The sequence below is a fragment of the Pantoea sp. B550 genome (assembly GCF_024158165.1).
Taxonomy (GTDB): domain Bacteria; phylum Pseudomonadota; class Gammaproteobacteria; order Enterobacterales; family Enterobacteriaceae; genus Pantoea; species Pantoea alfalfae.
Genome location: NZ_JAMYXI010000003.1, coordinates 2,628,699 through 2,654,497 on the forward strand (window position 1 = coordinate 2,628,699; position 25,799 = coordinate 2,654,497).

At 57.2% G+C, this 25,799-nt stretch carries 20 protein-coding genes and 1 riboswitch; of the genes, 3 read left to right on the top strand and 17 right to left on the bottom strand.

Features of this window, described 5'->3' with window-relative positions; translation table 11 throughout:
* Positions 1-5: 5 nt before the first annotated feature.
* The 5 genes from apaG to lptD are packed head-to-tail and all read right to left on the bottom strand — an operon-like array spanning position 6 to position 5,908.
* Entirely contained in the window at positions 6-383 is a 378-nt protein-coding gene (gene apaG / locus NIM72_RS15205; protein WP_253421066.1) for a Co2+/Mg2+ efflux protein ApaG, read from the bottom strand.
* A 3-nt stretch (positions 384-386) separates the two neighbouring features.
* Positions 387-1,208 (bottom strand): 16S rRNA (adenine(1518)-N(6)/adenine(1519)-N(6))-dimethyltransferase RsmA, encoded by an 822-nt coding sequence (rsmA, locus tag NIM72_RS15210; protein WP_161731666.1) that lies wholly within the window; start codon positions 1,206-1,208, stop codon positions 387-389.
* Positions 1,201-2,193: a 4-hydroxythreonine-4-phosphate dehydrogenase PdxA gene (pdxA, locus tag NIM72_RS15215; protein ID WP_161731664.1), complete on the bottom strand. Its 993-nt coding sequence runs from the start codon at positions 2,191-2,193 to the stop codon at positions 1,201-1,203. Before pdxA ends, rsmA begins: the two co-directional genes overlap by 8 nt.
* Positions 2,183-3,478 (bottom strand): peptidylprolyl isomerase SurA, encoded by a 1,296-nt coding sequence (gene surA / locus NIM72_RS15220; protein ID WP_161731662.1) that lies wholly within the window; start codon positions 3,476-3,478, stop codon positions 2,183-2,185. The genes pdxA and surA overlap by 11 nt, the downstream gene beginning before the upstream one ends.
* A gap of 54 nt (positions 3,479-3,532) precedes the next feature.
* A complete protein-coding gene (gene lptD, locus NIM72_RS15225; RefSeq protein ID WP_161731660.1) occupies positions 3,533-5,908 on the bottom strand; it encodes an LPS assembly protein LptD in 2,376 nt (791 codons plus the stop codon).
* Between the two features lie 182 nt (positions 5,909-6,090).
* Here lptD and djlA point away from each other — a divergent pair, with 182 nt between their 5' ends.
* On the top strand, positions 6,091-6,900 hold the full coding sequence (gene djlA / locus NIM72_RS15230; protein ID WP_013356743.1) for a co-chaperone DjlA: 810 nt from the start codon (positions 6,091-6,093) through the stop codon (positions 6,898-6,900).
* A gap of 59 nt (positions 6,901-6,959) precedes the next feature.
* Here the strand turns inward: djlA and rluA are convergent, their stop codons facing one another.
* The 3 genes from rluA to polB all read right to left on the bottom strand — a co-directional run bounded on the left by rluA (position 6,960) and on the right by polB (position 13,071).
* Positions 6,960-7,613 carry a bifunctional tRNA pseudouridine(32) synthase/23S rRNA pseudouridine(746) synthase RluA gene (gene rluA / locus NIM72_RS15235; RefSeq protein ID WP_253421070.1) on the bottom strand — a complete coding sequence of 218 codons (654 nt, stop codon included), beginning with the start codon at positions 7,611-7,613 and terminating at the stop codon, positions 6,960-6,962.
* 38 nt (positions 7,614-7,651) lie between these two features.
* Positions 7,652-10,558 (bottom strand): RNA polymerase-associated protein RapA, encoded by a 2,907-nt coding sequence (rapA, locus tag NIM72_RS15240; RefSeq protein WP_161731656.1) that lies wholly within the window; start codon positions 10,556-10,558, stop codon positions 7,652-7,654.
* A 152-nt stretch (positions 10,559-10,710) separates the two neighbouring features.
* Positions 10,711-13,071 (bottom strand): DNA polymerase II, encoded by a 2,361-nt coding sequence (gene polB, locus NIM72_RS15245; protein WP_161731741.1) that lies wholly within the window; start codon positions 13,069-13,071, stop codon positions 10,711-10,713.
* A 169-nt stretch (positions 13,072-13,240) separates the two neighbouring features.
* Here polB and NIM72_RS15250 point away from each other — a divergent pair, with 169 nt between their 5' ends.
* Positions 13,241-14,005 (top strand): DedA family protein, encoded by a 765-nt coding sequence (locus tag NIM72_RS15250; protein ID WP_161731654.1) that lies wholly within the window; start codon positions 13,241-13,243, stop codon positions 14,003-14,005.
* Between the two features lie 3 nt (positions 14,006-14,008).
* On the opposite strand, the gene thiQ is transcribed toward NIM72_RS15250, so the two are convergent.
* The 4 genes from thiQ to sgrR all read right to left on the bottom strand — a co-directional run bounded on the left by thiQ (position 14,009) and on the right by sgrR (position 19,112).
* A complete protein-coding gene (gene thiQ / locus NIM72_RS15255) occupies positions 14,009-14,710 on the bottom strand; it encodes a thiamine ABC transporter ATP-binding protein ThiQ (protein WP_161731652.1) in 702 nt (233 codons plus the stop codon).
* Positions 14,694-16,304, bottom strand: a complete 1,611-nt coding sequence (gene thiP, locus NIM72_RS15260; RefSeq protein WP_253421073.1) for a thiamine/thiamine pyrophosphate ABC transporter permease ThiP — start codon at positions 16,302-16,304, stop codon at positions 14,694-14,696. The genes thiQ and thiP overlap by 17 nt, the downstream gene beginning before the upstream one ends.
* Positions 16,280-17,266 (bottom strand): thiamine ABC transporter substrate binding subunit, encoded by a 987-nt coding sequence (gene thiB / locus NIM72_RS15265; protein WP_161731648.1) that lies wholly within the window; start codon positions 17,264-17,266, stop codon positions 16,280-16,282. Before thiB ends, thiP begins: the two co-directional genes overlap by 25 nt.
* A 46-nt stretch (positions 17,267-17,312) precedes the next feature.
* Positions 17,313-17,415: riboswitch (TPP riboswitch) on the bottom strand.
* Between the two features lie 35 nt (positions 17,416-17,450).
* Positions 17,451-19,112 (bottom strand): HTH-type transcriptional regulator SgrR, encoded by a 1,662-nt coding sequence (sgrR, locus tag NIM72_RS15270; protein WP_161731646.1) that lies wholly within the window; start codon positions 19,110-19,112, stop codon positions 17,451-17,453.
* 252 nt (positions 19,113-19,364) lie between these two features.
* Here sgrR and NIM72_RS15275 point away from each other — a divergent pair, with 252 nt between their 5' ends.
* Positions 19,365-20,543: an MFS transporter gene (locus tag NIM72_RS15275; RefSeq protein WP_150010845.1), complete on the top strand. Its 1,179-nt coding sequence runs from the start codon at positions 19,365-19,367 to the stop codon at positions 20,541-20,543.
* A 269-nt stretch (positions 20,544-20,812) separates the two neighbouring features.
* On the opposite strand, the gene leuD is transcribed toward NIM72_RS15275, so the two are convergent.
* From leuD to leuL, 5 genes are all read right to left on the bottom strand, one after another.
* Complete coding sequence (leuD, locus tag NIM72_RS15280) at positions 20,813-21,418, bottom strand: 3-isopropylmalate dehydratase small subunit (RefSeq protein ID WP_161731642.1); 606 nt, start codon at positions 21,416-21,418, stop codon at positions 20,813-20,815.
* A 3-nt stretch (positions 21,419-21,421) separates the two neighbouring features.
* On the bottom strand, positions 21,422-22,828 hold the full coding sequence (gene leuC / locus NIM72_RS15285; RefSeq protein WP_161731640.1) for a 3-isopropylmalate dehydratase large subunit: 1,407 nt from the start codon (positions 22,826-22,828) through the stop codon (positions 21,422-21,424).
* Positions 22,829-22,832: 4 nt separating this feature from the next.
* Positions 22,833-23,924, bottom strand: coding sequence for a 3-isopropylmalate dehydrogenase (leuB, locus tag NIM72_RS15290; RefSeq protein ID WP_098051507.1), 1,092 nt, complete (start codon positions 23,922-23,924; stop codon positions 22,833-22,835).
* 2 nt (positions 23,925-23,926) lie between these two features.
* Entirely contained in the window at positions 23,927-25,489 is a 1,563-nt protein-coding gene (leuA, locus tag NIM72_RS15295; protein WP_161731638.1) for a 2-isopropylmalate synthase, read from the bottom strand.
* A gap of 89 nt (positions 25,490-25,578) precedes the next feature.
* Positions 25,579-25,662: a leu operon leader peptide gene (gene leuL / locus NIM72_RS21585; RefSeq protein WP_099257765.1), complete on the bottom strand. Its 84-nt coding sequence runs from the start codon at positions 25,660-25,662 to the stop codon at positions 25,579-25,581.
* Positions 25,663-25,799 lie beyond the last annotated feature (137 nt).

Consider the following 25,799-nt stretch of genomic DNA (forward strand, 5'->3'; position numbering starts at 1 on the left):
GTAAATCAATGAATGTGGGTCTGAATGGCGAGGCGGAACACCGGGATCTCGACGTGGAAGGTTTCACCCTGTTCGTCGACCATCACGTAATGTCCCTGCATGGTGCCCATCGGCGTTTCGATCACCGCACCGCTGGTGTACTGAAATTCATTACCAGGCGCAATACATGGCTGTTCACCGACCACGCCTTCGCCCTGAACCTCCGTTTCGCGGCCGTTACCATTGGTAATCAGCCAGTAACGTCCCAGCAGTTGCACAGCGGAACGGCCCAGATTGCGTATCGTAATGGTATAGGCGAAGACGTAGCGATCGTCATCCGGTGAGGATTGTGAGGCGACGTACTGGCTTTGCACATGGACGGAGACGCGGGCCGTTTCACTCATGACTTACTCCTGCGATTTTCCCTGATGATTGGCCAGCCAGTTCGCCAGCTGACAATATTGCGCGACGGAGACGTTCTCGGCACGCAGGGTTGGATCTATGGATAACTCTTCCAGCGCACCGGCAGCCACCATGTGGCTCAGGCTGTTGCGCAGCGTTTTACGTCGCTGGCCGAACGCTTCAGTGGTAATGCGGCTCAGAATACGCACATCGCTGACCGGATATGGTGGCTCGGCATACGGCACCAGACGCACCACGGCAGAGTCTACTTTCGGTGGCGGTGTAAAAGAGTGCGGAGGCACTTCCAGCACCGGAATGACCTGGCAGTAATATTGCGCCATCACCGTCAGACGACCGTAGGTCTTACTACCCGGACCGGCGACCAGACGATTGACCACTTCTTTCTGCAGCATGAAGTGCATATCTTTGATCGAACCAGTATAGCTGAAAAGGTGGAACATCAGCGGGGTCGAAATATTGTACGGCAGGTTACCAAATACCCGCAGCGGCTGGCCTCTCTCCTGCGCCAGCGCGGCGAAGTCGAAGGTCATGGCATCCTGCTGGAAGATAGTCAGTTTAGGGCCAAGGAACGGATGCGTTTCCAGACGCGCAGCGAGGTCGCGGTCCAGCTCTATCACCGTTAATTTATCGAGGCGTTCGCCGACCGGTTCGGTCAGGGCACCCAGGCCCGGACCGATCTCTACCAGCGCTTCATCGCGCTGTGGATGGATGGCGGAGACAATGCTGTCGATAATGTACTGATCGTTCAGGAAGTTCTGCCCGAAACGTTTACGGGCATAGTGCCCCTGATGGACGCGATTATTCATTACTGCTCTTGATCATAGTGATGGCGAGGTTAAGCGCCGTGATGAAGCTGCCCGGTTCAGCCTGACCCAGACCAGCGAGTTCAAGCGCAGTGCCATGGTCAACTGAAGTCCGGATAAAGGGCAGGCCCAGGGTGATATTCACCGCCCGGCCAAACCCCTGGAATTTGAGTACCGGCAGGCCCTGGTCGTGATACATCGCCAGCACCGCATCGGCATATTGCAGATATTTAGGCTGAAAAAGGGTATCCGCAGGCAGCGGGCCGGTCAGGTTAATGCCCTGCTGACGCAGTTCATTGAGTGCCGGCGTGATGGTCTCGATCTCTTCCCGACCCATGTGGCCGCTTTCGCCCGCATGAGGATTAAGACCACAGACGTAAATATGCGGCTCGGCAATGGCAAACTTCTGCTGCAGATCACGATGCAGAATCGTAATCACTTCATGCAGACAGTCGCGGGTTACCGCAGCGGGGACATCTTTCAGCGGCAGATGGGTAGTTGCCAGTGCGACGCGCAGCTCTTCTGTCGCCAGCATCATCACGACACGATGGCCGCCCGCGCGATCGGCGAAGAATTCGGTATGGCCGGTAAAGGCGATGCCGGCATCATTGATGACGCCTTTGTGCACCGGGCCGGTAATCAGGGCAGTGAACTCACCATCGAGACAACCGTCACAGGCGCGCGCCAGGGTGGCCAGCACATAGTCGCTGTTGGCGACGCAAAGCTCGCCGGGCGTGACCGGCGCTGCCGTTTCGATGGGCAGGATAGTCAGCGTACCCGCCTGCTGCGGCAATGCTGCCATGCCAGGCTGATAGGGACGCAGGGTCAGCGGCAAACCGAGTTGTGCCGCACGCTGCTGCAACAGGGCAGGTGAGGCGCAGACTACCAGTTCAACCGGCCACGACTGCTGGGCCAGCTGAACAGTAAGATCGGGACCAATCCCGGCAGGTTCGCCGGGGGTGATCACTACACGGGCATTACTGCGCATTGCCATCCAGAATCTTCACGTAGGCACTGGCGCGTTGTTCCTGCATCCAGGTCTGTGCTTCTTCTGCGAACTTACGGTTAAACAGCATACGGTAAGCACGCTCTTTCTGGGCTGCATCGGTTTTATCCACCTGACGGGTATCCAGCAACTGAATCAGATGCCAGCCGAAAGAGGAGTGAACTGGCTGACTCGTCTGACCTTTTTTCAGGCGCAGCAGTGCGTCACGAAACGCCGGATCAAAGACTTCCGGAGAGGTCCAGCCGAGATCGCCGCCCTGGTTCGCCGAACCCGGGTCATCAGAGTACTGTTTGGCCGCCGCGGCGAAAGTGGTTTTGCCACTGCGGATGTCAGCCGCGATCTGTTCCAGCTGCGCGCGTGCCTGTTCATCTGTGAGAATCGGCGATGGCTTCAGCAGAATGTGACGCGAATGCACTTCGGTGACAGAGACATTTTTGCTCTCGCCACGCAGGTCATTCACTTTCAGGATATGGAAGCCGACACCTGAGCGAACGGGTCCGACGATATCGCCTTTTTTCGCGGTCGCCAGCGCCTGCGCAAACAGGGTTGGTAACTCTTCGATTTTGCCCCAGCCCATGTTGCCGCCTTTCAGCGCCTGAGAGTCAGCAGAGTAGGTTACGGCCATCTTGCCGAAGTCCGCGCCATTTTTCAGTTCGCCAACCAGCTGTTTCGCCAGTGTTTCCTGCTCATCAACCTGCTGCTGCGTCGGGTTTTCCGGCAGCGGCAGCAGAATATGGCTGACGTTCAGTTCTGTCCCCTGACTGTTCTGAGAACCGATCTGGTTAGCCAGCGTATCGACTTCCTGCGGCAGAATGGTGACGCGACGACGCACTTCGTTATTGCGCACTTCAGCAATGGTCATCTCTTTACGGATCTGAGAACGATAAACGCTGTAATTCATGCCGTCATAAGCCAGACGACTGCGCAACTGATCAAGGCTCATCCTGTTCTGCGCAGCGATGTTCTGAATCGCCTGGTCCAGTTGCTCGTCGCTGATCTGGATCCCCGCTTTTTCACCCATCTGCAGAATGATGTTGTCCATGATCTGACGTTCCAGAATCTGATGGCGCAACGTTTTATCATCCGGCAACTGCTGACCTGCCTGCTGGGCCTGAGATTTAACCGTGCCCATCATGCCGTCCACGTCACTCTCAAGAACCACGCCGTTATTGACCACGGCTGCAACTTTATCAACGACTTGTGGTGCTGCGAACGCGGTGTTAGCACTGATTGCCACACCAAGAATCAGCATTCTCCAGTTCTTCATACTTTATCCATTGTTGGTTCCGCACTGCGGGATTGCCTGTCAAACATCACAACATCAGAAAGCGGGCTGGTAAGGGATAATGCCCTGACGCAGCATATCGTTGGTGCCTAAGCCATAGTTAGAACTCAGACCACGCAGCTCAATGTTGAATGAGATTTGGTTGTCATATTTACTGTCGTTGTTTTCCCAGCCGTTAATTTTGCGTTCGTAACCGACCCGGATCGCGTAACAGCATGAACTGTATTGCAGTCCAACCAGCTGCGACGCCGGACGCGTGTTGCGGGTATCGTAGTAGTAAGCGCCTACCACGGACCATGCATCCGCAATCGGCCAGCTGGCCGTAGTGCCCACCTGTGAAATCCCGTTTTTAAAGATAGGATTTGTCACCAGCGCACTGTTGTTCAGCGCCGTTGCCACATATTCCGGGCTGCTGTAACGGTAGCTTAGTTGCACCATACGGTCGGCATCACGACGGTATTCCAGTACGGTATTGCCCTGGGAGACGTTGTCGAGTTTGGTGTCATATTGCAGCCCACCTCTGACGCCCCAGCGATCGCTGATTTTCCAGTATGTATCACCAGCCCAAATCAGGCTGCCGGTATCATCTTCTTTACTGGTTTGATTCACACCAGTACGAGAAGGGGTAAACGAGTAGATTTGACCCACAGAAACGTTAAAACGTTCAACCAGATCGGTATCATAAATACGCGAGGTGACACCGGTAGCCACTTCATTGGCTGACGCGATGCGATCCAGCCCGCTATAAGTACGGTCGCGGAACAGACCGGTGTAGTCGGTTTGCAGCAATGTTGAGTCGTAGGGATAGATATTGCTTTGATTGCGGTACGGGATATAGAGGTACTGTACGCGCGGTTCCAGCGTCTGGGTATAGCCCGCAGCCGAGTTCATATCGCGGTCAAACACCAGCCGTCCATCCACTTTAAACTGCGGCAGGGTACGGTTGACCGACTCATCCAGCTCGCCGCTCTGATCACCCCTGAGGCCATTGGCCGCATTATTATAGTAATCAACGTCAGTCTGCTGATAGTGGGTCGCCAGGAACTTCGCTTCGGTATCCAGACTGGCCCAGCCGTTTGACAGCGGCAGGTTCAGCGTCGGCTCAATGTGCAAACGGGTTGCTTCAGGGTAGTGATCGCTGACGTTGGTAAATTTCACCGCCTGAGCATAGATCCGGCCATCAAACGGGCCAATATCGTTCTGATAGAGATTAACGTCCAGTTGCGGCATCGCGCGGTAAACGTTATCGCTGCTGCTATTGCCGAATACCTGGAAATCTTTAGTGGAGAGCGTCGCGTCCCAGTTAGTGTCGGCATAGCCTATGCTGAATTTCTGCGTGGCGTAGTTATCAGTCGAGCTGTAGTACTTCGAGTCGAGATCGTTGAAGTAATATTTGTCGCTGACCTTAGTGTAGTCCGCGTTGAAACGCCAGTGCTGGTCATAAACACCCGCATGACGCCAGTAGAACAGCCAGCGATCGGAGCTGTCATCGTCGGCGATGCCGCGCAGCGCTTTGTCGTTGTCATACTGTTTATCGGAGCCGAGGTAGTCAAATTCCATCAGACCGGCACCCAGCGTGGTCAGATAACGGAATTCATTTTCAAACTTCATGCCGCGCTTACTGATGTAGTGCGGCGTGATGGTCGCATCGGCCTGCGGCGCGATGTTCCAGTAATAGGGCAGAATGAACTCGAAGCCATTATTGCTGCCATATTTTGCGTTCGGGATCAGGAAACCGGACCGGCGACGATCGCCAATCGGTAACTGCAGATAGGGGCTGTAGAACACCGGAACGGAACCGAGCTTAAAGCGGGCGTTCCAGATCTCCGCCACTTCCTCTTCGCGATCCTGGATCACTTCTGAACCCACTACGCTCCAGCTGTTGGAGCCAGGCAGACAGGACGTAAATGTACCGTTTTCCAGGATGGTATAGCGGTTATCGCCGCGCAGCTTCATCTGGTCTGCAGTCCCGCGTCCCTGACGATCCACCATCTGGTATTGGCCATTCCAGACGTTGGTATCTTTGCTGTTGAGGTTTGACCAGGCTTTCGGACCTTTCAGGATGACCTGATTGTCATCGTAGTGCACATTACCCAGGGCATCGACGGTACGCACTGGCGCGGTCTGGCCTTCCTGCTGACGCTGATGAAGCTGAACTTCATCCGCCTGCATACGGCTGTTGCCCTGCTCAATGTTTACATTGCCGGTGAAGACCGCATCATCGGGATAGTTCCCTTTCGCGGCATCAGAGTGAATGGTGACAGGCAGCTGGTTCGTATTACCGTTCACCAGCGGGCGGTTATAACTCGGCACGCCTAACATACACTGCGACATCAAATCGTCGGCAAAGGCTTGCTGGCTAATGGCTGCGCCGATCAGTGTGGCCAGCAGGGTAGGTATATGTTTTTTCATACGCGGTATCGAGAATTCCATGAAAACTGGCATCATGCCGACAATCGGGTCAGAGACTAACTTACTGCCCGGCGTTGTGCCAGTGTTAATCCTGGTCTGTCAGCGTTGCCGTTAGGCGCTGAGATAAATGACAGGTATGATAATGCAATTTTCAGCCGCAAGCATGGCGAATTGAGGAGTTTATGCGCTACTGGGGAAAAGTTATGGGTCTGGCGGTGGGATTACTTTCCGGCGCAGGCTTTTGGGGTATTGTGATTGGCTTGATCATTGGCCATATGATTGACAAAGTACGCGGTGCGCAAGGCAAGGCTTACTTCTCAAATAATCAGACCCGACAGACGCTGTTTTTCAGCACCACCTTTCAGGTGATGGGCCATCTGACCAAGTCAAAAGGGCGCGTCACGGAAGCGGATATTCAGATTGCTTCGCTGCTAATGGAACGGATGCAGCTGCATGGTGACTCCCGCAGTGCAGCCCAGCGCGCGTTCCGCGAAGGCAAGCAGGCGGATTACCCGTTACGCAGTAAATTGCGTGAACTGCGCAGCGCCTGTTTTGGCCGGTTCGATCTGATCCGGATGTTCCTGGAGATCCAGATTCAGGCCGCCTTTGCCGACGGCTCACTGCATCCCAACGAGCGTCAGGTGCTCTATGTGATTGCTGAAGAGCTGGGCATTTCGCGTGTCCAGTTCGATCAGTTTCTGCGCATGATGGAGGGTGGCCAGCAGTTTGGCGGTGGTCAGCGCAGTTCGGGCGGTTTCCAGCAGGCGCAACGCGGCCCAACGCTGGAAGATGCCTGTAGCGTGCTGGGCGTGAAGAGCAGCGATGACGCCACCACGATTAAACGCGCGTACCGTAAACTCATGAGCGAGCATCATCCTGACAAGCTGGTGGCGAAAGGGCTGCCGCCAGAGATGATGGAGATGGCGAAGCAGAAAGCGCAGGAAATTCAGGCAGCGTACGATCTGATTCGCAAAGAGAAAGGCTTTAAGTAATCACTATGTCTCGTGGCCTCTTCTGCAACAGAGGAGGCCACGGTGACAGGCAGTAGATTTCAAAAATCGGCGGGCTGGCGAAACGTCATGGCATTACCAAATGCCGGATGGGTAATGGTCAGTGACTCTGCATGCAGCAGCAAACGGGCTGCCATCGCTTTAGCCTCCGGATGCGCATAGAAGTTATCCCCCAGAATCGGATGGCCCAGCGCCAGCATATGCACCCGCAGCTGGTGTGAACGGCCGGTAATCGGCTTCAGCAACAGGCGCGCACAGTTATCCGCACGATATTCCAGCACCTGATACTCCGTCTGCGCGGCTTTGCCGGTCTCGAAGCAAACCATCTGCTTTGGACGATTTGGCCAGTCACAAATCAGCGGCAGATCAACCAGTCCTTCTTCCTTCGCCGGATGCCCCCAGATGCAGGCCACGTAGGTTTTGGAAGGCTCGCGCTCACGGAACTGGCGCTTCAGCTCGCGTTCAGCCGCTTTGGTCAGCGCCACCACCATTACGCCGCTGGTCGCCATATCGAGCCGGTGAACGGATTCTGCTTGCGGGAAATCACGCTGTATCCGCGTCATCACGCTATCTTTGTGCTCATCCAGACGACCGGGTACCGAGAGCAGACCGCTGGGTTTGTTCACGACCATGATGTGTGCATCCTGATAAAGGATGTGCAGCCAGGGTTCACGCGGTGGGTTGTAAGGTTCCATGGGGCTTTCCAAAAATAAGGGGCCAGTGGCCCCTGAGCTTACTGGTGCGTCACCACAATCAGGCGCAGCGCGTCGAGACGCCAGTTAGCCTGATCGAGACTTTCCAGCACCTGTTCGCGATTGCTTTCCAGTGCCTCGACTTCATCGTCGCGGATGTTCGGGTTGACGGCTTTCAGCGCGTTAAGACGCGAAAGCTCGGCACCCAGCTTCTCGTTCGCTTCAGCACGTGCCGCATCGATCACCGCGCGCGCTTCGCTGACCACACTCTCTTCGGCCTGCGTCAGAATCGCATGCACATCCTGCTGCACCGCATTCACCAGTTTACTGGCGGTATGACGGTTAACGGCATTCAGCTGACGGTTAAAGCTTTCGAACTCCACTTTTCCCGCCAGGTTGGTGCCTTTGGTATCCATCAGCAGACGGATTGGCGTCGGTGGCAGGAAACGGGTCAGTTGCAGATGCTTCGGTGCCTGCGCTTCAACGACATAGATCAGCTCAACCAGCAGGGTCCCCACCGGCAGCGCCTTGTTCTTAAGCAGTGACAGTGCGCTGCTGCCGGTATCACCTGACAGGATCAGATCCAGTCCGTTACGAATCAGCGGGTGTTCCCAGGTAATAAACTGGGTATCCTCGCGCGACAGCGCCTGATCGCGGTTAAAGGTGATGGTGCAGCCATCTTCCGGCAAACCAGGGAAATCAGGCACCAGCATGTGGTCGGAAGGGGTCAGCACAATCAGATTATCGCTGCGATCTTCCTGATTGATGCCGACGATATCAAAGAGGTTGAGCGCGAAGTTCACCAGGCCGGTGTCGTTATCCTGCTCGCTGATGGCATTGGCCAGCAACTGCGCCGATTCACCCCCGTTAGAGTTCAGCTCCAGCAGGCGATCACGACCCTGTTCCAGCTGCGATTTCAGCGTGTCGTGCTGTTTACGGCAGTCAGTTATAAACGCATCGAAGCCTTCATTGTTTTCCGGCGCGGCCAGATAGCCGATCAGCTGTGAATGAACGCTGTCATAGATGGTGCGGCCGGTCGGGCAGGTGTGTTCAAACGCGTCCAGCCCTTCGTGGTACCAGCGCAGCAGCACCGCCTGTGCGGTCTGCTCCAGCCACGGTACCAGAACCTGAATGTCGTGCGCCTGACCGATACGATCCAGACGACCGATACGCTGTTCCAGCAGGTCCGGGTTAAACGGCAGGTCGAACATCACCAGACGGCTGGCAAACTGGAAGTTGCGGCCCTCTGAACCGATCTCAGAGCAAAGCAGCACCTGAGCGCCGTTCTCTTCTGAGGCAAACCAGGCCGCGGCGCGGTCGCGCTCAATGATCGACAGCCCCTCGTGGAACACCGCGGCGCGGATACCTTCGCGCTCGCGCAGTACCTGCTCCAGCTGCAGCGCGGTGGCCGCTTTGGCACAGATCACCAGCACCTTCTCTTTACGGTTAGTGGTGAGATAGCCCATCAGCCATTCCACGCGCGGATCGAAGTTCCACCAGGTGCCGCTGTCACCTTCAAATTCCTGATAAATCTGTTCCGGGTAGAGCAGGTCACGCGCCCGCTCTTCTGCGCTTTTGCGCGCGCCCATGATGCCGGAAACTTTAATCGCCGTCTGATACTGCGCTGGCAGCGGCAGGCGGATCTGATGCAGTTCGCGTTTCGGGAAGCCTTTAACCCCATTACGGGTGTTTCGGAACAGTACGCGACTGGTGCCGTGGCGGTCCATCAGCATGGAGATCAGCTCCTGACGCGCTTCCAGCTTGCCGTCACGATCGCTGTTGGCGACCTGTAGCAGCGGCTCAATGTCCTGCTCGCCGACCAGATCGTTGATTCGGTTCATCTCCTCCTGGGAGATTGCCTTGTCTGCCAGCAGTGCTGTGACAGCATCGGCAATCGGGCGGAAATGCTGCTGCTCTTCAACAAAGGCGGCAAAGTCATGGAAACGGTCCGGGTCGAGCAGGCGCAGACGGGCGAAGTGGCTCTCCATACCCAGCTGTTCTGGTGTTGCAGTCAGCAGCAGAACGCCAGCAGTTTTCTCCGCCAGCTTTTCGATAACCTGATATTCGCGGCTTGGCTCGCCTTCTGACCAGGCCAGATGGTGCGCTTCATCCACCACCAGCAGATCCCATTCGGCATCGGCCAGCATCTCAAGGCGCTGTTTGTTACGGCGCACAAAGTCCAGCGAGCAGATAATCAGCTGCTCCGTTTCAAACGGGTTGTCACTGTCGTGCTGCGCTTCGGTATAGCGATCGTCATCAAACAGCGCAAAGCGCAGGTTGAAGCGGCGCAGCATTTCGACCAGCCACTGGTGCTGTAAGGTTTCAGGCACCACGATCAGGACACGCTCAGCACGACCCGCCAGCAGCTGCTGCTGGATGATCATCCCGGCTTCAATGGTTTTACCCAGGCCAACTTCATCGGCCAGCAGCACGCGCGGCGCATGGCGGCGACCCACATCATGGGCGATATGCAACTGGTGAGGGATCAGGTTGGTGCGCATACCGCGTAAGCCGCTGATAGGCAGACGATATTGCTCGCTCTGGTATTTACGGGCGCGGAAGCGGAGGGCGAAACGATCCATCCGGTCAAGCTGGCCGGCAAACAGACGATCCTGCGGCTTACTGAACACCAGCTTGCTGTCGAGCATGACTTCGCGCAGCATCACGTCGCTTTCTTCGGTGTCCAGCCGGGTACCGATATAGGTCATCAGGTCATTTTCGTTGCGTACTTCATCGACGCGCATCTGCCAGCCTTCGTGACTGGTGATGGTATCACCCGGATTAAAGATGACGCGGGTAACCGGCGAATCGTTGCGGGCGTAGAGGCGGTTTTCCCCCGTGGCCGGAAACAGCAGGGTGATCATGCGGGTATCGATCGCCACCACGGTGCCCAGTCCCAGTTCACTTTCCGTATCACTAATCCAGCGCTGACCTAATGTAAAAACCATATTTTTTTGCTCAAATTTTAACGTTTTTAGAGGTGTTCCCAAAGCTCAGGCAATAGCGCTACCGCCAGACAAACGAGATCTGGAGCGGGAGTAAGAGCGGTGAGTTTCAGGAAGGGCGCTATGGTACTGGATGGCAGGGCGTTCGTCACCTGTCAAAAAAGCCCCAGTTGCCCTGTAATCAGTGTAGCAAAATCCCCTTCAACAAAGGGCAGAATCCCCTCTGCGATCGGCTGAAGTTGCTTCGTCACGTAGTGGTCATAGTCCAGTGGCGTGCGGCGCGCTTCCAGTGGTTCCGGGCCTGCCGTCGCCATAACGTAACGAATACGGCCTCCCTTCTGGTACTGCAATGGCCGGTTTAATTTACGATTCTGCTCATCGGCCAGCCGGGCGGCACGCACATGCGGGGGCACGTTTCGTTCATATTCATTCAGCGGCCGCCGCAGACGCTTTTTGTAGATCAGCTGATCGTCGAGTTCACCGGCCAGCAACTGCGCTACGGTCGTGCGGATGTAGTCCTGCCACGGCTCACGGTGAAAAATGCGATGGTAGAGCTGCTGCTGAAACTGTTTGGCCAGCGGCGTCCAGTCGGTTCGTACCGATTCCAGCCCCTTGAAGACCATGCGCTCACCGGCAGCGTCACGAATCAGTCCGGCGTAGCGTTTCTTGCTGCCCTGTTCCGCGCCGCGAATGGTTGGCATCAGGAAGCGGCAGAAGTGGCTTTCATACTCCAGTTCCAGTGCGCTGGTCAGCCCCTGGGTTTGCTGCAGGTGGGCTCGCCACCAGGCATTCACTTTCTGCACCAGCTGCTGACCAATCGCGGCGGCCTGCTCTTCGCTGTGGGCGGACTTCAGCCAGACAAACGTGGAGTCGGTGTCGCCATAGATAACGTCGTAGCCTTCCGCCTCAATCAGTGCGCGGGTCTGCTGCATGATGGCGTGACCGCGCAGGGTAATTGAGGAGGCGAGACGCGGATCAAAGAAGCGGCAGGCGCTGGTGCCCAGCACGCCGTAAAAGGCATTCATAATGATCTTCAGCGCCTGAGACAGCGGCTGGTTGTTCTGCTTTTTCGCCGCTTCACGACCCAGCCAGATCTGCTCAACAATCGCGGGCAGACAGTGGGTATGCCGTGAGAAACGCGCTTCGCGGAAACCTTCGACTGAATCGGCATCATCAGGATGGGCCAGCCCCTCTACCAGACCCACCGGGTCGATCAGGAAGGTGCGGATAATCGACGGATAGAGGCTTTTGTAATCCAGCACCAGCACCGAGTCATACAGGCCGGGGCGCGAATCCATCACATAGCCGCCCGGACTCGCTTCCGGGGCGACATCACCCATGTTCGGGGCGACAAATCCGGCGCGATGCATCCGCGGAATATAAAGATGACCAAAGGCCGCCACCGAACCGCCGTGGCGATCGACCGCAAGGCCATTCACCGCCGCGCGTTCCAGCAGAAACGGCATAATCGCGGTTTTGTGAAAAATGCGCGTCACCAGCTCGCAGTCTTTCAGGTTATAGCGTGCCAGCGCCGGTTTATCGTTGGCAAAGCGCCAGTTGATCTCCTCCATTCGCTGCCAGGGATTATCAATCGCTTTCCCTTCACCCAGCAGCTGTTGCGACACCGACTCCAGGCTGAACGACGGGAAATCCCAGAACGCCGATTTCAGTGCGTCGATGCCATCGATAATTAACCGACCGCTGGCCTGAGCGAAAAAAACGCCGGGCTTGAAGCCATGTTCACGCCACTCCAGCGCGGCCTGCTGGCGGCCAAGACGCAACGGAATACCATAGCGATCGGCATGCTTTTGCAGCACCCGCAGGTCAAACTGCACCACGTTCCAGCCAATCAACACGTCCGGGTCATGCTCTGCAAACCACTGGTTCAGTGCTTCAAGCAGTTGCGGGCGGCTGTCGAGATAGATCAGCTCAAAATCCAGCATGCTGGCATCACCGTTTGGCGGGCCGAGCATAAAGACCTGGCGCTGACCGCACCCCTCCAGCCCGATGCAGTAAAGCTCGCCGTGCTGCGTGGTTTCAATGTCCAGCGAGACCCATTTCAGCGGCGGGCGATAGTCGGGATGAGGTTTGAGCCGCGCATTAATCATGCTGTCGCCGTGCTGCTCGCCGTCAAACCAGACCGGGGCGGTAATAAAACGCTCCATCAGGTAGCGCTCCGGCGGACGGATATCCGCCTCATAGACCGGAATGCCCTGTTCACGGAGCCGTTTTTCGATGCGCTGTAGCTGACGATTCTGCGGGCAATAGAGACCAAAAACCGGACGGCGGCGGAAATCTTTCAGCGCTAGCGACTGAATCCGAAACTGACGTTCATCTTTAAGTAATTCGCTGACCTGCGCCTGAAATTCTTCAGGAATAAACGCGACAGACTCCTGCACCGGCAGCACCACGCGCTGCGCGCCGGCATCGGTGGCAAGCCAGAGGATAATTTCGCTGCCATGCGGGCTGTCGCGCCAGTGGCGGGTGAGCAGAAAACCTGCGCGGGGCATATTCAGATGGTCTCCGGACTCAGCAATTCAGGGGTGAGAAAACCGCTTAAGTATACCATGGATATTTATACAGTTCCCGTTACTGAGTTTTGTCAACATTGTCCTACAATTCTTGCCTTGACGCTGTGTGGCTGGCTCTGGACAATCCAGCCTTCTGCTTTTACTAAGGATGATTATGGAAGCCTGGATTCAACAACTGATTACGCAGTCTCTGGAGTGGGCGCTGTTTGCCGTTGCGCTGGTGACATTTCTGGAGTCGCTGGCGCTGGTCGGGCTGTTGCTGCCAGGTACGGTAATGATGGCCAGTCTGGGCGCGCTGGTCGGCAGTGGCGAACTTGGCCTTTACCCTGCCTGGGCTGCGGGCTTTGCCGGCTGTCTGATTGGTGATTGGGTCTCTTACGGCATCGGCTGGAAATTCCAGGGGCCGCTGCATCGCTGGAAGTATCTGCAAAAATATAAAGGCCTGCTGGATAAAACCGAGCACGCCCTGCATCAGCACAGCATGTTTACGATTCTGGTCGGTCGATTTGTAGGCCCTACGCGTCCGCTGATCCCGCTGGCGGCCGGTATGCTGGAGCTGCCGGTGCGTAAATTTCTGCCGCCAAACATTATTGGCTGCATTCTCTGGCCGCCGCTCTATCTGCTGCCCGGTATTCTGGCGGGGGTAGCGATCGATGTGCCCAAAGCCGCGCAGGGGAGCAGCTTTAAATGGCTGTTACTCGGCGCAGCACTGCTGATCTGGCTGGGTGGCTGGTTATGCTGGCGCTGGTGGCGCAGCGGCAAGAGCCGCGACTGGGCCACGGCCTGGCTGCCGCCTGAGCGTTTGCGCTGGGCAGGACCGCTGGGTCTGGTGGTCGCCGTCTCGGCGTTCGTCGGCATTCAGTTCCATCCGATGATGCCGGTTTTCCGGCATCTGCTGTGGCAGGTTTTCTTCGCCTGATGCTTAACGATGCGGGATACCGAGTACCTCGGCCTCCCGCGTCTCGCCCGACAGCAGCTGTCGGGTTTCGCCATCCCAGTACACCCGTCCATCCACAATCACCACGCTGCGCGGCGCAATCTGCTGGGCATCTTCCAGACTGTGCGACACCATCAGCAGCGTGATGCTGCGCGCTTCACACACCGAACGTACCAGTTGCAGCATCTCTCCGCGCAGCGCCGGGTCCAGCGCAGAAAAAGGCTCATCCAGCAGTAATACCGGACGATCACGCAACAGGCAGCGTGCCAGCGCCACGCGCTGTCGCTGTCCGCCCGACAGTTCGCCCGGCAGACGGGTAAGCAGATCGCCTAATCCCACCTGATCGGCCAGCGCAGCCAATTGCTGACGCTGCTCAGTGCTGAGTTTTAATCCCGGATGCAGCCCCAGCGCCATATTCTGCTGCACGCTGAGGTGCGGAAACAGGTTGTTCTCCTGAAACAGCATCGACACGGGCCGTCTGGCCGGCACGCTGTGGGTGTGCTCCTGGCCGTCAATCATCAGGGTGCCCTGTTTCACCGGCAGGAAACCGGCAATCAGGCTCAGCAGCGTGCTTTTACCGGCCCCGCTGGGGCCGAGGATCGCGATGCGCTCGCCGCGAGTGGCGTTGAGACTAAAGCGCATCGGCAGATGCTGATAAAGGTACGTGAGGTTATTCAGTGTCAGCATGGCGGTCTGGTAATTTTTCCATCAGGGTGAACAGCAACAAACAGAGCAGCAGCAGCAGCAGGGCAGTGACCGCGCCATCTGCGCCGCGATAGGCGCCGATCTGCTGATAAAGGTAGAACGGCAGCGTGCGGAAGTCGGCGCTGCCAAACAGCGCCACCACGCCAAAATCACCAATCGACAGCACGCAGGCAAAGGCCAGTGCCTGAGCCAGCGGACGCTTCAGCGCCCGCAGCTCAATCAGCCGCAGCCGGTTCCAGCCGTGGATATCCAGAGAATCGCAGAGTCTGCCATAGCGCTCTGCGACATCCCGCATCGGGTTTTCCAGCACTTTCAGCGCATAGGGAATGGCGATCAGCGCATTGGTAAAGATCACCAGCCCGTCGGCCGACTCGGGCAGGCCGATGGTGGCGTTGAACAACAGGAAAAAGCCGGTGGCGAGCACGATGCCTGGCATCGCCAGAATCAGCATGCCGCTGGTGTCGATAAGGGTTGCCGCCGCCGGGCGCTGACGCAGGCGCAGCTCGCGGCTGCTCCACAGCAGCATCATGGTCAGCACCACACAGAGCAGACCGGCGCCGGTGGCGATGCGCAATGAAGTCAACGTGGCCTGCCACAGTGCAGGCTGTGCCAGCGCGCCTCGCACTCCGCCGTGCAGACCATCGACGATGACCGCCGCCAGTGGAGGCAGCAGCAGGATCAGCGCCAGCAGGATCAGCAGCGCATCAACCAGCTGCGCCCAGCGCGAATCCTGCGGATCGCGCCAGCCGTTCAACTGACTGGTTCCGGCGGGAATCGCCTTGCTGAAGCGCTGGCTGAGCAGCACCAGCGTTACGCAGCAGCCAAGCTGGATCAGCGCCAGCAGTGCAGCGCGTCCGGGATCGTAGTCATAACTCAGCGCCTGGAATATCGCCAGCTCAATGGTCGTCGCCTGCGGGCCGCCGCCCAGCGAGAGCACGGTAGCAAAGCTGGCGAAACAGAGCATGAAGATCAGCGCGCCGGTCGGCAGCAGCTGACGCCGCAGCCATGGCCACTCCAGCAGACGAAAATGGTGCCAGCCGCGCAGGTCGAGCTGTGCCGCCAGCTGACGCTGTTCCGCCGGAATGCTCTCGAGCGCCTGCAGCATCAGGCGGGTCGCCAGCGGCAGGTTAAAGAAGACGTGCGCCAGCAAAATGCCCGATAAACCGTAGGGAGAGAAGTGGTAATCGATCCCTGCCAGCTGGCACAGCTGCGCCAGCCAGCCATTGCTACCGTAGACGGTTAGCAGCCCAAATACCGCCACCAGTACTGGCAGCACCAGCGTCATGGCGCACAAGCGCAGCAGCAGCTGGCGGCCTGGGAAACGACGTCGATAGAGCGCCCGCGCCAGCGGCACCGCAGGCAGCAGCGACAGCAGGGCGGAGAGCAGCGCCTGAGCAAACGAGAATGCGATAACGTGATGCAGATAGTCATCCTGCAGCACGCCGTGTAAGTCCGTGTCCGGCGCGGCGCGCCAGAGTGCACCGAAGGCCAGAAACGCCACAAGTGTCAGTAATGCTGTGGCGAGGGAACCGGGAATCAGCCAGCGCGGCATCAGCGGCTGACGGCGCGTTGCCACTGGCTAATCCAGCCCGAGCGCTGGCTGGCAACCTCTTCCGGCGAGAACTGCAGGGCGGTGGAAGGCACGTCGAGCGCCGCGAAACCGGCAGGCAGCGGCGTGTCGATCACCGGGTACATCCAGTTGCCGGTGGGTATGGTGCGCTGGAAGTCAGGCGAGACCATAAACTTCATGAACTGCTGCGCCAGCGCTGGCTGTTTGCTGCTGGCTAACTGCGCGGCAACTTCAACCTGCAGATAGTGGCCCTCTGCAAACGGCGCGGCGGCATAGTTCTCTTTCTTCTCTTCGATGATGTGGTAAGCCGGAGAGGTGGTGTAGCTCAGCACCAGATCACCTTCGCCCTTGAGGAACAGGCCATAGGCTTCACTCCAGCCTTTGGTGACCGTCACTGTCTTCTGTGCCAGCTTTTGCCATGCCTGCGGTGCCTGATCGCCATAGACTTTCTGCATCCACAGCAATAGACCTAATCCGGGCGTGCTGGTGCGGGGATCTTCGTAGATCACGCGCCACTTCTCCGGGCTGTCGACCAGCTCTTTCAGGCTTTTTGGCGGATTCTTCAGCCGGGTTTTGTCATAGACAAACGCGAAGTAGCCATAATCAAACGGCACGAAGGTGGTGTTGTGCCAGCCATCGGGCAGTTTCAATGTCGAGGTGTCGACCTGACTTTCGGCAAACAGGCCGGTTTTCTGCGCCGACTGCACCAGATTGTTATCCAGCCCCAGCACCACATCCGCTTTACTGTTTTTGCCTTCCATGCGCACGCGGTTCAGCAGCGAGACGCCATCTTCCAGCGTGACGAATTTCAGCTCGCAATTGCACTGGGCTTCAAAGGCTTTTTTAACCGCCGGGCCAGGGCCCCAGTCGGCGGAGAAGGCGTCGTAGGTGTAGACCGTGAGAACCGGCTTGGCCGCCAGAACGGGGGCGGAGAGTAACAGCAGCACCGGCAGAACTTTGTTTAACACTTTGCGCTCCTTCAGGAGAATAGGGGATGAGTCGCAAAGGATCTGAGCACAGAGGCCTCTCAAATCCCTACGTCGGTATTAACCGAATCAGGTTCGACGGGTCTCTCTCAGCTGCTTGCTTGTGGCAGGCCGCACCCCGTTGAGAACGTCACATTCTAGTCATTTCAGCGCCAGGGCGAAAGCGTCACAGCGCCGGTGGCGCGAACCAGGCCGATTTAAAATCAAACCAGCCCAGGGTATTCATCCGCACACCGCGCATGCTGCGCTGGCCTTCCAGCAGCAGCCAGTGGTGAAACAGCGGATGCAGACCGGCTTCTTCGACCAGCTGTTTGCTCCATTCGGCCAGCGGCAGCGTTTTTTCGCGCCAGCGGGCCGCATCGCCGTGCCAGTCGATCGGCAGACAGTGATGCAGTAGCGGAATCTCATAAAGCTGCGCGAACAGCGAATAATTCAGCGGCAGGGTGAAGTTCACGCTGCCCAGCCAGATATCACTTTCCGCGTCGCCCTGATACCAGCTTTCGTAGCTAATCTCACGGGTCTCCAGCGTGACGCCATGCGCTGCCAGCAGCGGACGCAGCGCATTAGCGATGCCTTCATGCTCCACGTGCTGGCTGTACCAGGTCAGCGTCAGGTGCGTTAAGCCAGGCGGTTTTTCCACTGGCGTCAGGTCACGCCGGTGATGCCAGCGCGGCAGCAGGCCATACGCCGGAAACCAGTAACGCTGATAACCGACACCGGCATGATTGAGCAGGGCGATGGGGTTAAAGAGGTAACTGACCCAGCGGCGGACCGCCTCGTTGCGACCCTGCTCTGAACGCTGATCGAACAGCAGATAGTAGCAGCCCTCTTCAAGGCGGCTCTCCTCCTGAATCTCATCAATGCTGTCACCCTGCAGACGGACACCGGCATAGACCAGTTCATCGCTGATGTCGGGCAGTACCCAGATAGAGACATCATCAATCAGGGCGCGAAAACCGAAGTAGTCATCAAACGCTTCGATTTTCAGCTGGCTCTCCTGATTGCGTATCACCCGGTAAGGACCTGTGCCAACCGGCTGGCGGGCAAAATCACGCAGCGTCGGCCATTCGCGCGGCAGGATCATCGCACTGACGCTGCCCAGCAGCCAGGGCAAACCCTCGTCGGGCTGGCTTAAACGAATGTCCAGCGTCCAGGGGGCAGGTAAGTCAATCTGCTCTATATGGGAAAAGAGGGGATGGGTGCGCTGACGCTCCAGCGTGGCGAGCACATCCTCCATCTCCAGTTCTCTGCCGTGATGGAAGCGAATCGCCGGACGCACAAAGAAGCGCCAGTGAAGCGGAGAGGTCTGCTGCCAGTGGTGTGCAATATCAGGTTCAATTTCCCCGTTTTCCTCATTTATGCGCGTCAGGCCGTTGAAAATCTGTCGGGCAATATGCGTTTCCGAGCGCCGCAGCGCCGAACCGGGCAGCAGGTTAAGCAGCGGACGATAGTAGAGCACCCGCAGGATATGCTTGCCCTGCCGGAAACTGCGCCCCAGGTGTGCCCCAATCATCTGCCGCACCTGATTCTTATCGCCCACTAACTGGACCAGTTGATCGATGCGATCCTGTTCCAGCAAATCCTCGGCACGCTGCTGTTGTAAAGCCAGTCCGGTATAGCAGAAGGAGAGCTGTGAACGCTTGCCGCGTCCGGCTTCCGCCTGCCAGATCAGCCAGCCCGCGGCCTGCATCCGGTTGAGCAGATTGCGCATATGGCGGCGCGAGCAGTGCAGCAGGTCAGCCAGTTCGCTGAGGGTAATCTCCTGCGTTTGCCCCTGGCAGCTCTGCCACAGGCGAATGAACTGCTGCTTCAGACGTGATGAGGACATAAAAGGGGAACTCCCGGTGAAAAGCGCTCTGTTTTTTCTGCCCCATTTTAAGAGCAAACTTTGCGCTATGGGAAGAGCGGGAGGCATTCAGCACTGAATGGCGTTCGACCCTCACTTCGCTGTTCAGTGGAGTGCTTTTCTGAGTAGGGTGCATTTACACCGCCAGCAGATGATCTCTGCTGGCTTTTTTCATGTTGCGCGGTATCGTCTACCCTTCTTTTCCCCTCTGTTTGTTCTGAAAGGGATTTCGCTATGAAATCGCTGTTAACGCGGCAGCGCCGCATCAATCCGGTTTACCTCGCTTTTATGGTCGCCTCGTTCATGCTGGGCATCGCAGGCGCACTACAGGCACCAACACTTAGCCTGTTTCTGACGCGCGAGGTACAGGCGCGGCCCTTCTGGGTCGGGCTGTTTTTCACCATCAATGCGGTGGCCGGTATCGTGGTGAGTATGCTGGTGGCTAAGCGCTCAGACAGTGTTGGCGATCGTCGGCATATTATTCTTTTTTGTTGCCTGATGGCGCTGGTGAATGCGCTGCTGTTTGCCTTTACCCGCCATTATCTGACCCTGCTGACGCTGGGTGTGCTGCTGTCGGCGCTGGCCAGCGTCTCTATGCCTCAGCTGTTTGCGCTGGCGCGGGAGTATGCCGATCAGTCGGCGCGTGAAGCGGTGATGTTCAGTTCGGTGATGCGTGCCCAGCTGTCGCTGGCATGGGTAATCGGGCCACCGTTGTCGTTCGCGCTGGCGCTGAACTACGGTTTTGTGACGCTGTTTATGGTGGCTGCCGCGCTGTTTCTGATCTGTATCCTGCTGGTCTGGTTTACGCTGCCGTCTGTGCCACGCACGCAGCCGCTGATGCAAAGCGGCGGGCTGCCGATAAGCGGCTGGCGCGATCGGGATGTGCGGTTGCTGTTCATCGCTTCCGTTGTGATGTGGACCTGCAACACGATGTATATCATCGATATGCCGCTCTATATCAGCACAACGCTGGGACTGCCGGAGAAGCTGGCCGGTCTGCTGATGGGGACGGCGGCCGGGCTGGAGATTCCGGTGATGCTGCTGGCGGGACATTACGCGCGTCGCATCGGTAAGCGCAGGTTAATGCTGATTGCGGTGGCGGCTGGCGTCCTGTTTTATCTGGGGCTGGTGCTGTTCAACTCCCGCACCTCGCTGATGGTGTTGCAGCTGTTCAACGCGGTGTTTGTCGGAATTATTGCGGGTATCGGGATGCTGTGGTTCCAGGATCTGATGCCCGGGCGGCCCGGTGCGGCGACAACAATGTTTACTAACTCGATCTCGACCGGCATGATTCTGGCAGGGGTGATTCAGGGAACGCTGAGTGAGCGGCTGGGGCATGAGGCGGTTTACTGGCTGGCATTCGGGCTGGCGATTGTGGCGCTGGTGATGTCGGCGCGGGTGCGCGACGTATAAAAGAGAAAGGCGACAGGATGTCACTCCTGGATTTCTGACAAACTCCGATTCGAGGGAGTCTGACCGCAACAACACGCTTTACACGAAGGCAACACGGGCAGAGGAGGAAAGCGTCCCGCGCCATGGACGGCGCGGGACGAGCGGCCAGGGAAGGTTTAAGCGACTTTCCGATCTGACCGTGTTGCCTTCGCAGGCTCGATCTCATAGCGGGCCAGAACCGAGATTGCCTGCAACCTCAGGCGACGGGATGTCGCCCTGTTTTAACTCAATCAGCGCAGGAAAGCGGGCTGATTCTGCTCGTACTGAGAAATCGAGGCTTCGTGCTGCAGCGTCAGGCCGATGCTGTCGAGGCCGTTAATCATGCAGTGGCGGCGGAAGCTGTCGAGCTCAAACGGATAGACTTTATCACCTGCGGTGACCGTCTGCGCTTCCAGATCAACCGTGAAGCTGATGCCCGGCTGGGCCGCAACCAGTCTGAACAGCTCATCCACTTCCTCTTCGCTTAATTTCACCGGCAGCAGCTGGTTGTTAAAGCTGTTGCCGTAAAAGATATCGGCGAAGCTCGGCGCAATCACCACGTGAAAACCGAAATCGGTCAGCGCCCAGGGGGCATGCTCACGTGATGAGCCGCAGCCAAAGTTCTCGCGTGCCAGCAGGATACTGGTGCCTTTGAACGCCGGCTTGTTCAGCACAAAGCCGGGCGTTGGCACGGTGCCCGCGTCATCTTCAAAGCGCCAGTCGTGGAACAGGTGCTGACCGAAACCGGTACGGGTCACCTTCTGTAAAAACTGCTTGGGAATGATGGCGTCCGTATCGACGTTCGCGGCGTCCAGCGGCGCAACAATGCCGGTGTGCTGAGTAAATTTATTCGCCATGACTTAAGCTCCTGTCGTCAGTTCACGGATGTCGGCAAAGTGGCCGGTCACGGCAGCCGCCGCGGCCATCGCCGGGCTGACCAGATGGGTACGTCCACCACGGCCCTGGCGACCTTCAAAGTTACGGTTGCTGGTAGATGCGCAACGCTCGCCCGGATTCAAACGGTCATTGTTCATCGCCAGGCACATTGAGCAGCCAGGCAGACGCCATTCAAAGCCCGCTTCCAGGAAGATTTTATCCAGACCTTCCGCTTCAGCCTGCGCTTTTACCGGGCCGGAACCTGGCACCACCATGGCGACCACGCCAGGCGCGACTTTGCGGCCTTTAGCGATGGCGGCGGCGGCACGCAGATCTTCAATACGCGAGTTGGTGCAGGAGCCGATAAAGACTTTATCAATCGCGACATCGGTCAGTCTGATGCCCGGCTGCAGGTTCATGTAGGCCAGCGCTTTTTCCGCGGAGGCACGCTCAACCGGATCGGCGAATGAGGCCGGGTTCGGGATCAGCTGATCAACGGCAATCACCTGACCCGGGTTAGTGCCCCAGGTGACCTGCGGTGCGATCTCTTCAGCATGCAGCGTCACTACCGCATCATACTTCGCGCCTTCATCAGATTTCAGGGTGCGCCAGTATTCAACGGCCTGCTCCCATTTCTCACCCTGGGGTGAGAACTGACGACCTTTCAGGTAGTTGAAGGTAGTGTCATCCGGTGCCACCAGGCCCGCTTTCGCGCCCATCTCAATCGCCATATTGCACAGGGTCATACGACCTTCCATGCTCAGCGCCTGAATAGCCGGGCCGCAGAATTCAACCACATAGCCGGTGCCGCCTGCGCTGCCGGTTTTGCCGATGATCGCCAACACGATATCTTTTGCTGTAATGCCGGTTGACGCCTGGCCCAGCACTTCAATCTTCATGGTTTTCGCGCGACCCTGTTTCAGGGTCTGAGTGGCAAACACATGCTCCACTTCAGAGGTGCCGATACCAAAGGCCAGCGAGCCGAACGCGCCGTGCGTCGCGGTGTGCGAGTCGCCGCAGACAATCGTCATGCCCGGCAGCGTCATGCCCTGCTCAGGGCCGATAACGTGGACGATGCCCTGGAATGGGTGATTCAGGTCATACAGCTGTACGCCAAATTCTTCGCAGTTCTTCATCAGCTCCTGCATCTGAATACGCGCCATCTCGCCCGACGCATTGATATCTTTGGTCTGCGTCGAAACGTTGTGATCCATGGTGGCGAAGGTTTTACCTGGCTGACGGACTTTGCGTCCGTGCGCACGCAGACCATCAAAGGCCTGTGGCGAGGTCACTTCATGAATCAGGTGACGATCGATGTAGAGTAACGGCGTTTCGTTCGGCGCTTCGTGGACGACATGTGCATCAAATAACTTCTGGTATAAGGTTTTCATTTTTTTATTTTTCCTCGGCGATAAAGCGGGCAATGATGCTGCCCATCTCATCTGTGCTGACTGCAGGGCCATCACCGGCTAAATCTTTGGTGCGGTAACCCTGTTCCAGCGCACGGCTGATGGCGCGTTCGATGCTGTCGGCAGCGGCATCGGCATTCAGGCTGTAACGCAGCAGCAGCGACAGCGACAGGATCTGAGCGACCGGGTTGGCAATATTCTGACCGGCGATGTCCGGGGCTGAACCACCCGCGGGTTCAAACAGGCCAAAGCCCGCTTCATTCAGGCTGGCGGACGGCAGCATACCCATTGAGCCGGTGATCATGGCGCACTCATCAGACAGAATGTCACCGAACAGGTTAGAGCAGAGCAGCACGTCAAACTGCGACGGGTCTTTGATCAGCTGCATAGTCGCGTTGTCGATATAGATGTGGCTCAGCTGCACGTCCGGGTACTCTTTTGCTACTTCGTTGACGATTTCACGCCACATGACTGAGGTCTGCAGCACGTTAGCTTTGTCAACCGAGGTAACTTTGTTACGACGTTTGCGCGCCGATTCAAACGCGATACGGGCGATGCGTTCAATTTCGAAACGGTGGTAGACCTCGGTATCAAAAGCACGCTCTTCCGGGCCGCTGCCTTCGCGTCCTTTAGGCTGACCAAAATAGATACCGCCGGTCAGTTCACGCACGCACAGAATGTCAAAGCCTTTGGCGGCAATGTCGGCGCGCAGTGGGCAGAAGGCTTCCAGTCCGCTGTAGAGCGCTGCCGGACGCAGGTTACTGAACAGCTTAAAATGCTTGCGCAGCGGCAGCAGCGCACCGCGTTCCGGCTGTGATGCCGGGGGTAAATGCTCCCACTTCGGACCGCCAACGGAGCCAAACAGGATCGCGTCGGCCTGCTCGCAGCCTGCAACAGTTGCGGGCGGCAGGGGTTCGCCGTGCTGATCGATAGCAATGCCGCCGACCGCATATTCCTGGGTGGTAATCTGCATATCAAAGCGCTGACGAATGGCATCCAGCACTTTCATTGCCTGGGCCATCACTTCCGGGCCGATACCGTCGCCGGGTAAAACTGCGATATGAGAAGAGGTGGACATGGTTATACGGTTTCCTTCTGATCTTTAAATTTGCGCTGCAATTCTTGTTCAACCTGACGGGCACGCCAGATATTGTTCAGAGCGTTGACCATCGCTTTCGCAGAGGACTCGACGATATCGGTCGCCAGACCAATACCGTGGAATTTACGGCCGTTGTAGCTCACAACGATATCCACCTGTCCCAGCGCGTTTTCGCCGTGGCCTTTCGCGGTCAGCTTGTAGTTAACCAGCTCAGCGTCAAACTGCGTGATGCGGTTAATCGCCTGATAGACCGCGTCAACCGGACCGTTACCGGTAGCGGCATCCGATTTAGCGACATCACCGCAGCCCAGATTTACAGAGGCGGTAGCAGTCATGCTGGAACCGGTCTGGACGTTAAATTCGTGCAGCTGGAAATGCTCCGGCTCTTCATTCTGTTTGTTGATGAAGGCCAGCGCTTCCAGGTCGTAATCAAAGACCTGACCTTTTTTGTCGGCCAGCTTCAGGAAGGCGTCATACAGCGTATCCAGATTGTAATCCTGCTCGGCATAGCCCATCTCTTCCATACGATGTTTAACCGCCGCACGGCCTGAACGTGAGGTCAGGTTCAGCTGGATTTTGTGTAAGCCAATTGACTCTGGCGTCAGGATTTCATAGTTCTCGCGATTCTTCAGTACGCCATCCTGATGAATACCGGAGGAGTGGGCGAAGGCGTTGGAGCCGACCACCGCTTTGTTAGCCGGAATCGGCATGTTGCAGATCTGGCTGACCATCTGGCTGGTGCGATAGATTTCCTGATGATTGATAGTGGTGTGAACATTCATGATCTGCTGACGGGTTTTAATCGCCATGATCACCTCTTCCAGCGCACAGTTACCGGCACGTTCACCCAGGCCATTCATCGTGCCTTCAACCTGACGCGCGCCTGCCTGAACGGCAGCCAGTGCGTTACCGGTGGCCATCCCCAGGTCGTCGTGGGTGTGGACAGAGATAATCGCTTTGTCGATATTGGGAACGCGATTCATCAGCTCACTGATGATATGTGCGTACTCGCCTGGCAGGGTGTAGCCAACGGTATCCGGGATGTTGATGGTGGTCGCACCGGCGTTAATCGTCGCTTCAACCATCCGGCACAGGTCATCAATTGGCGTACGGCCGCCATCTTCACAGGAGAACTCAACGTCACTGGTGTAGTTACGTGCACGCTTCACCATATGCACCGCACGCTCAATCACTTCCGGCAGCGTACTGCGCAGTTTTGTAGCGATGTGCATGGGTGACGTCGCGATAAAGGTATGGATACGGAAGGCTTCGGCAACGCGCAGTGATTCGTACGCCGCGTCGATGTCTTTCTCCACACAACGCGCCAGCCCGCAGACCCGGCTATTTTTGATGGTGCGGGCAATGGTCTGTACTGATTCAAAGTCGCCTGGTGAAGAGACCGGGAAACCCACTTCCATCACATCCACGCCCATACGCTCCAGCGCTAAGGCAATCTGCAATTTTTCTTTCACACTCAGGCTGGCCTGTAATGCCTGCTCACCATCGCGCAGAGTGGTATCGAAAATAATGACTTGCTGGCTCATCGTATTCATCCTTTTGCTTTTTCGGGCCTGGCAACGAGCATAAAAAAACCCGCGACAGGCGCGGGTTTTTAACTTTCAGCAGGTTTGAATCAGTGTTTGATTCCGCCCACAAGTCTACCGCGCAAGCTGAGTGCGTTTAGTAGTAGACCGAGAAGGCGAACAGAACGAAACATGGATTCAAACCTTATAAAATGTTGTGCTGTACATATTGGTACTGGAATCGCTCAGGGATGTCAACCTTCAATGCAGGGGTATTATCCGGGACGATGAAGAAAGATATTCTGTTATTTAACGGTCCGGCAGCGTAATG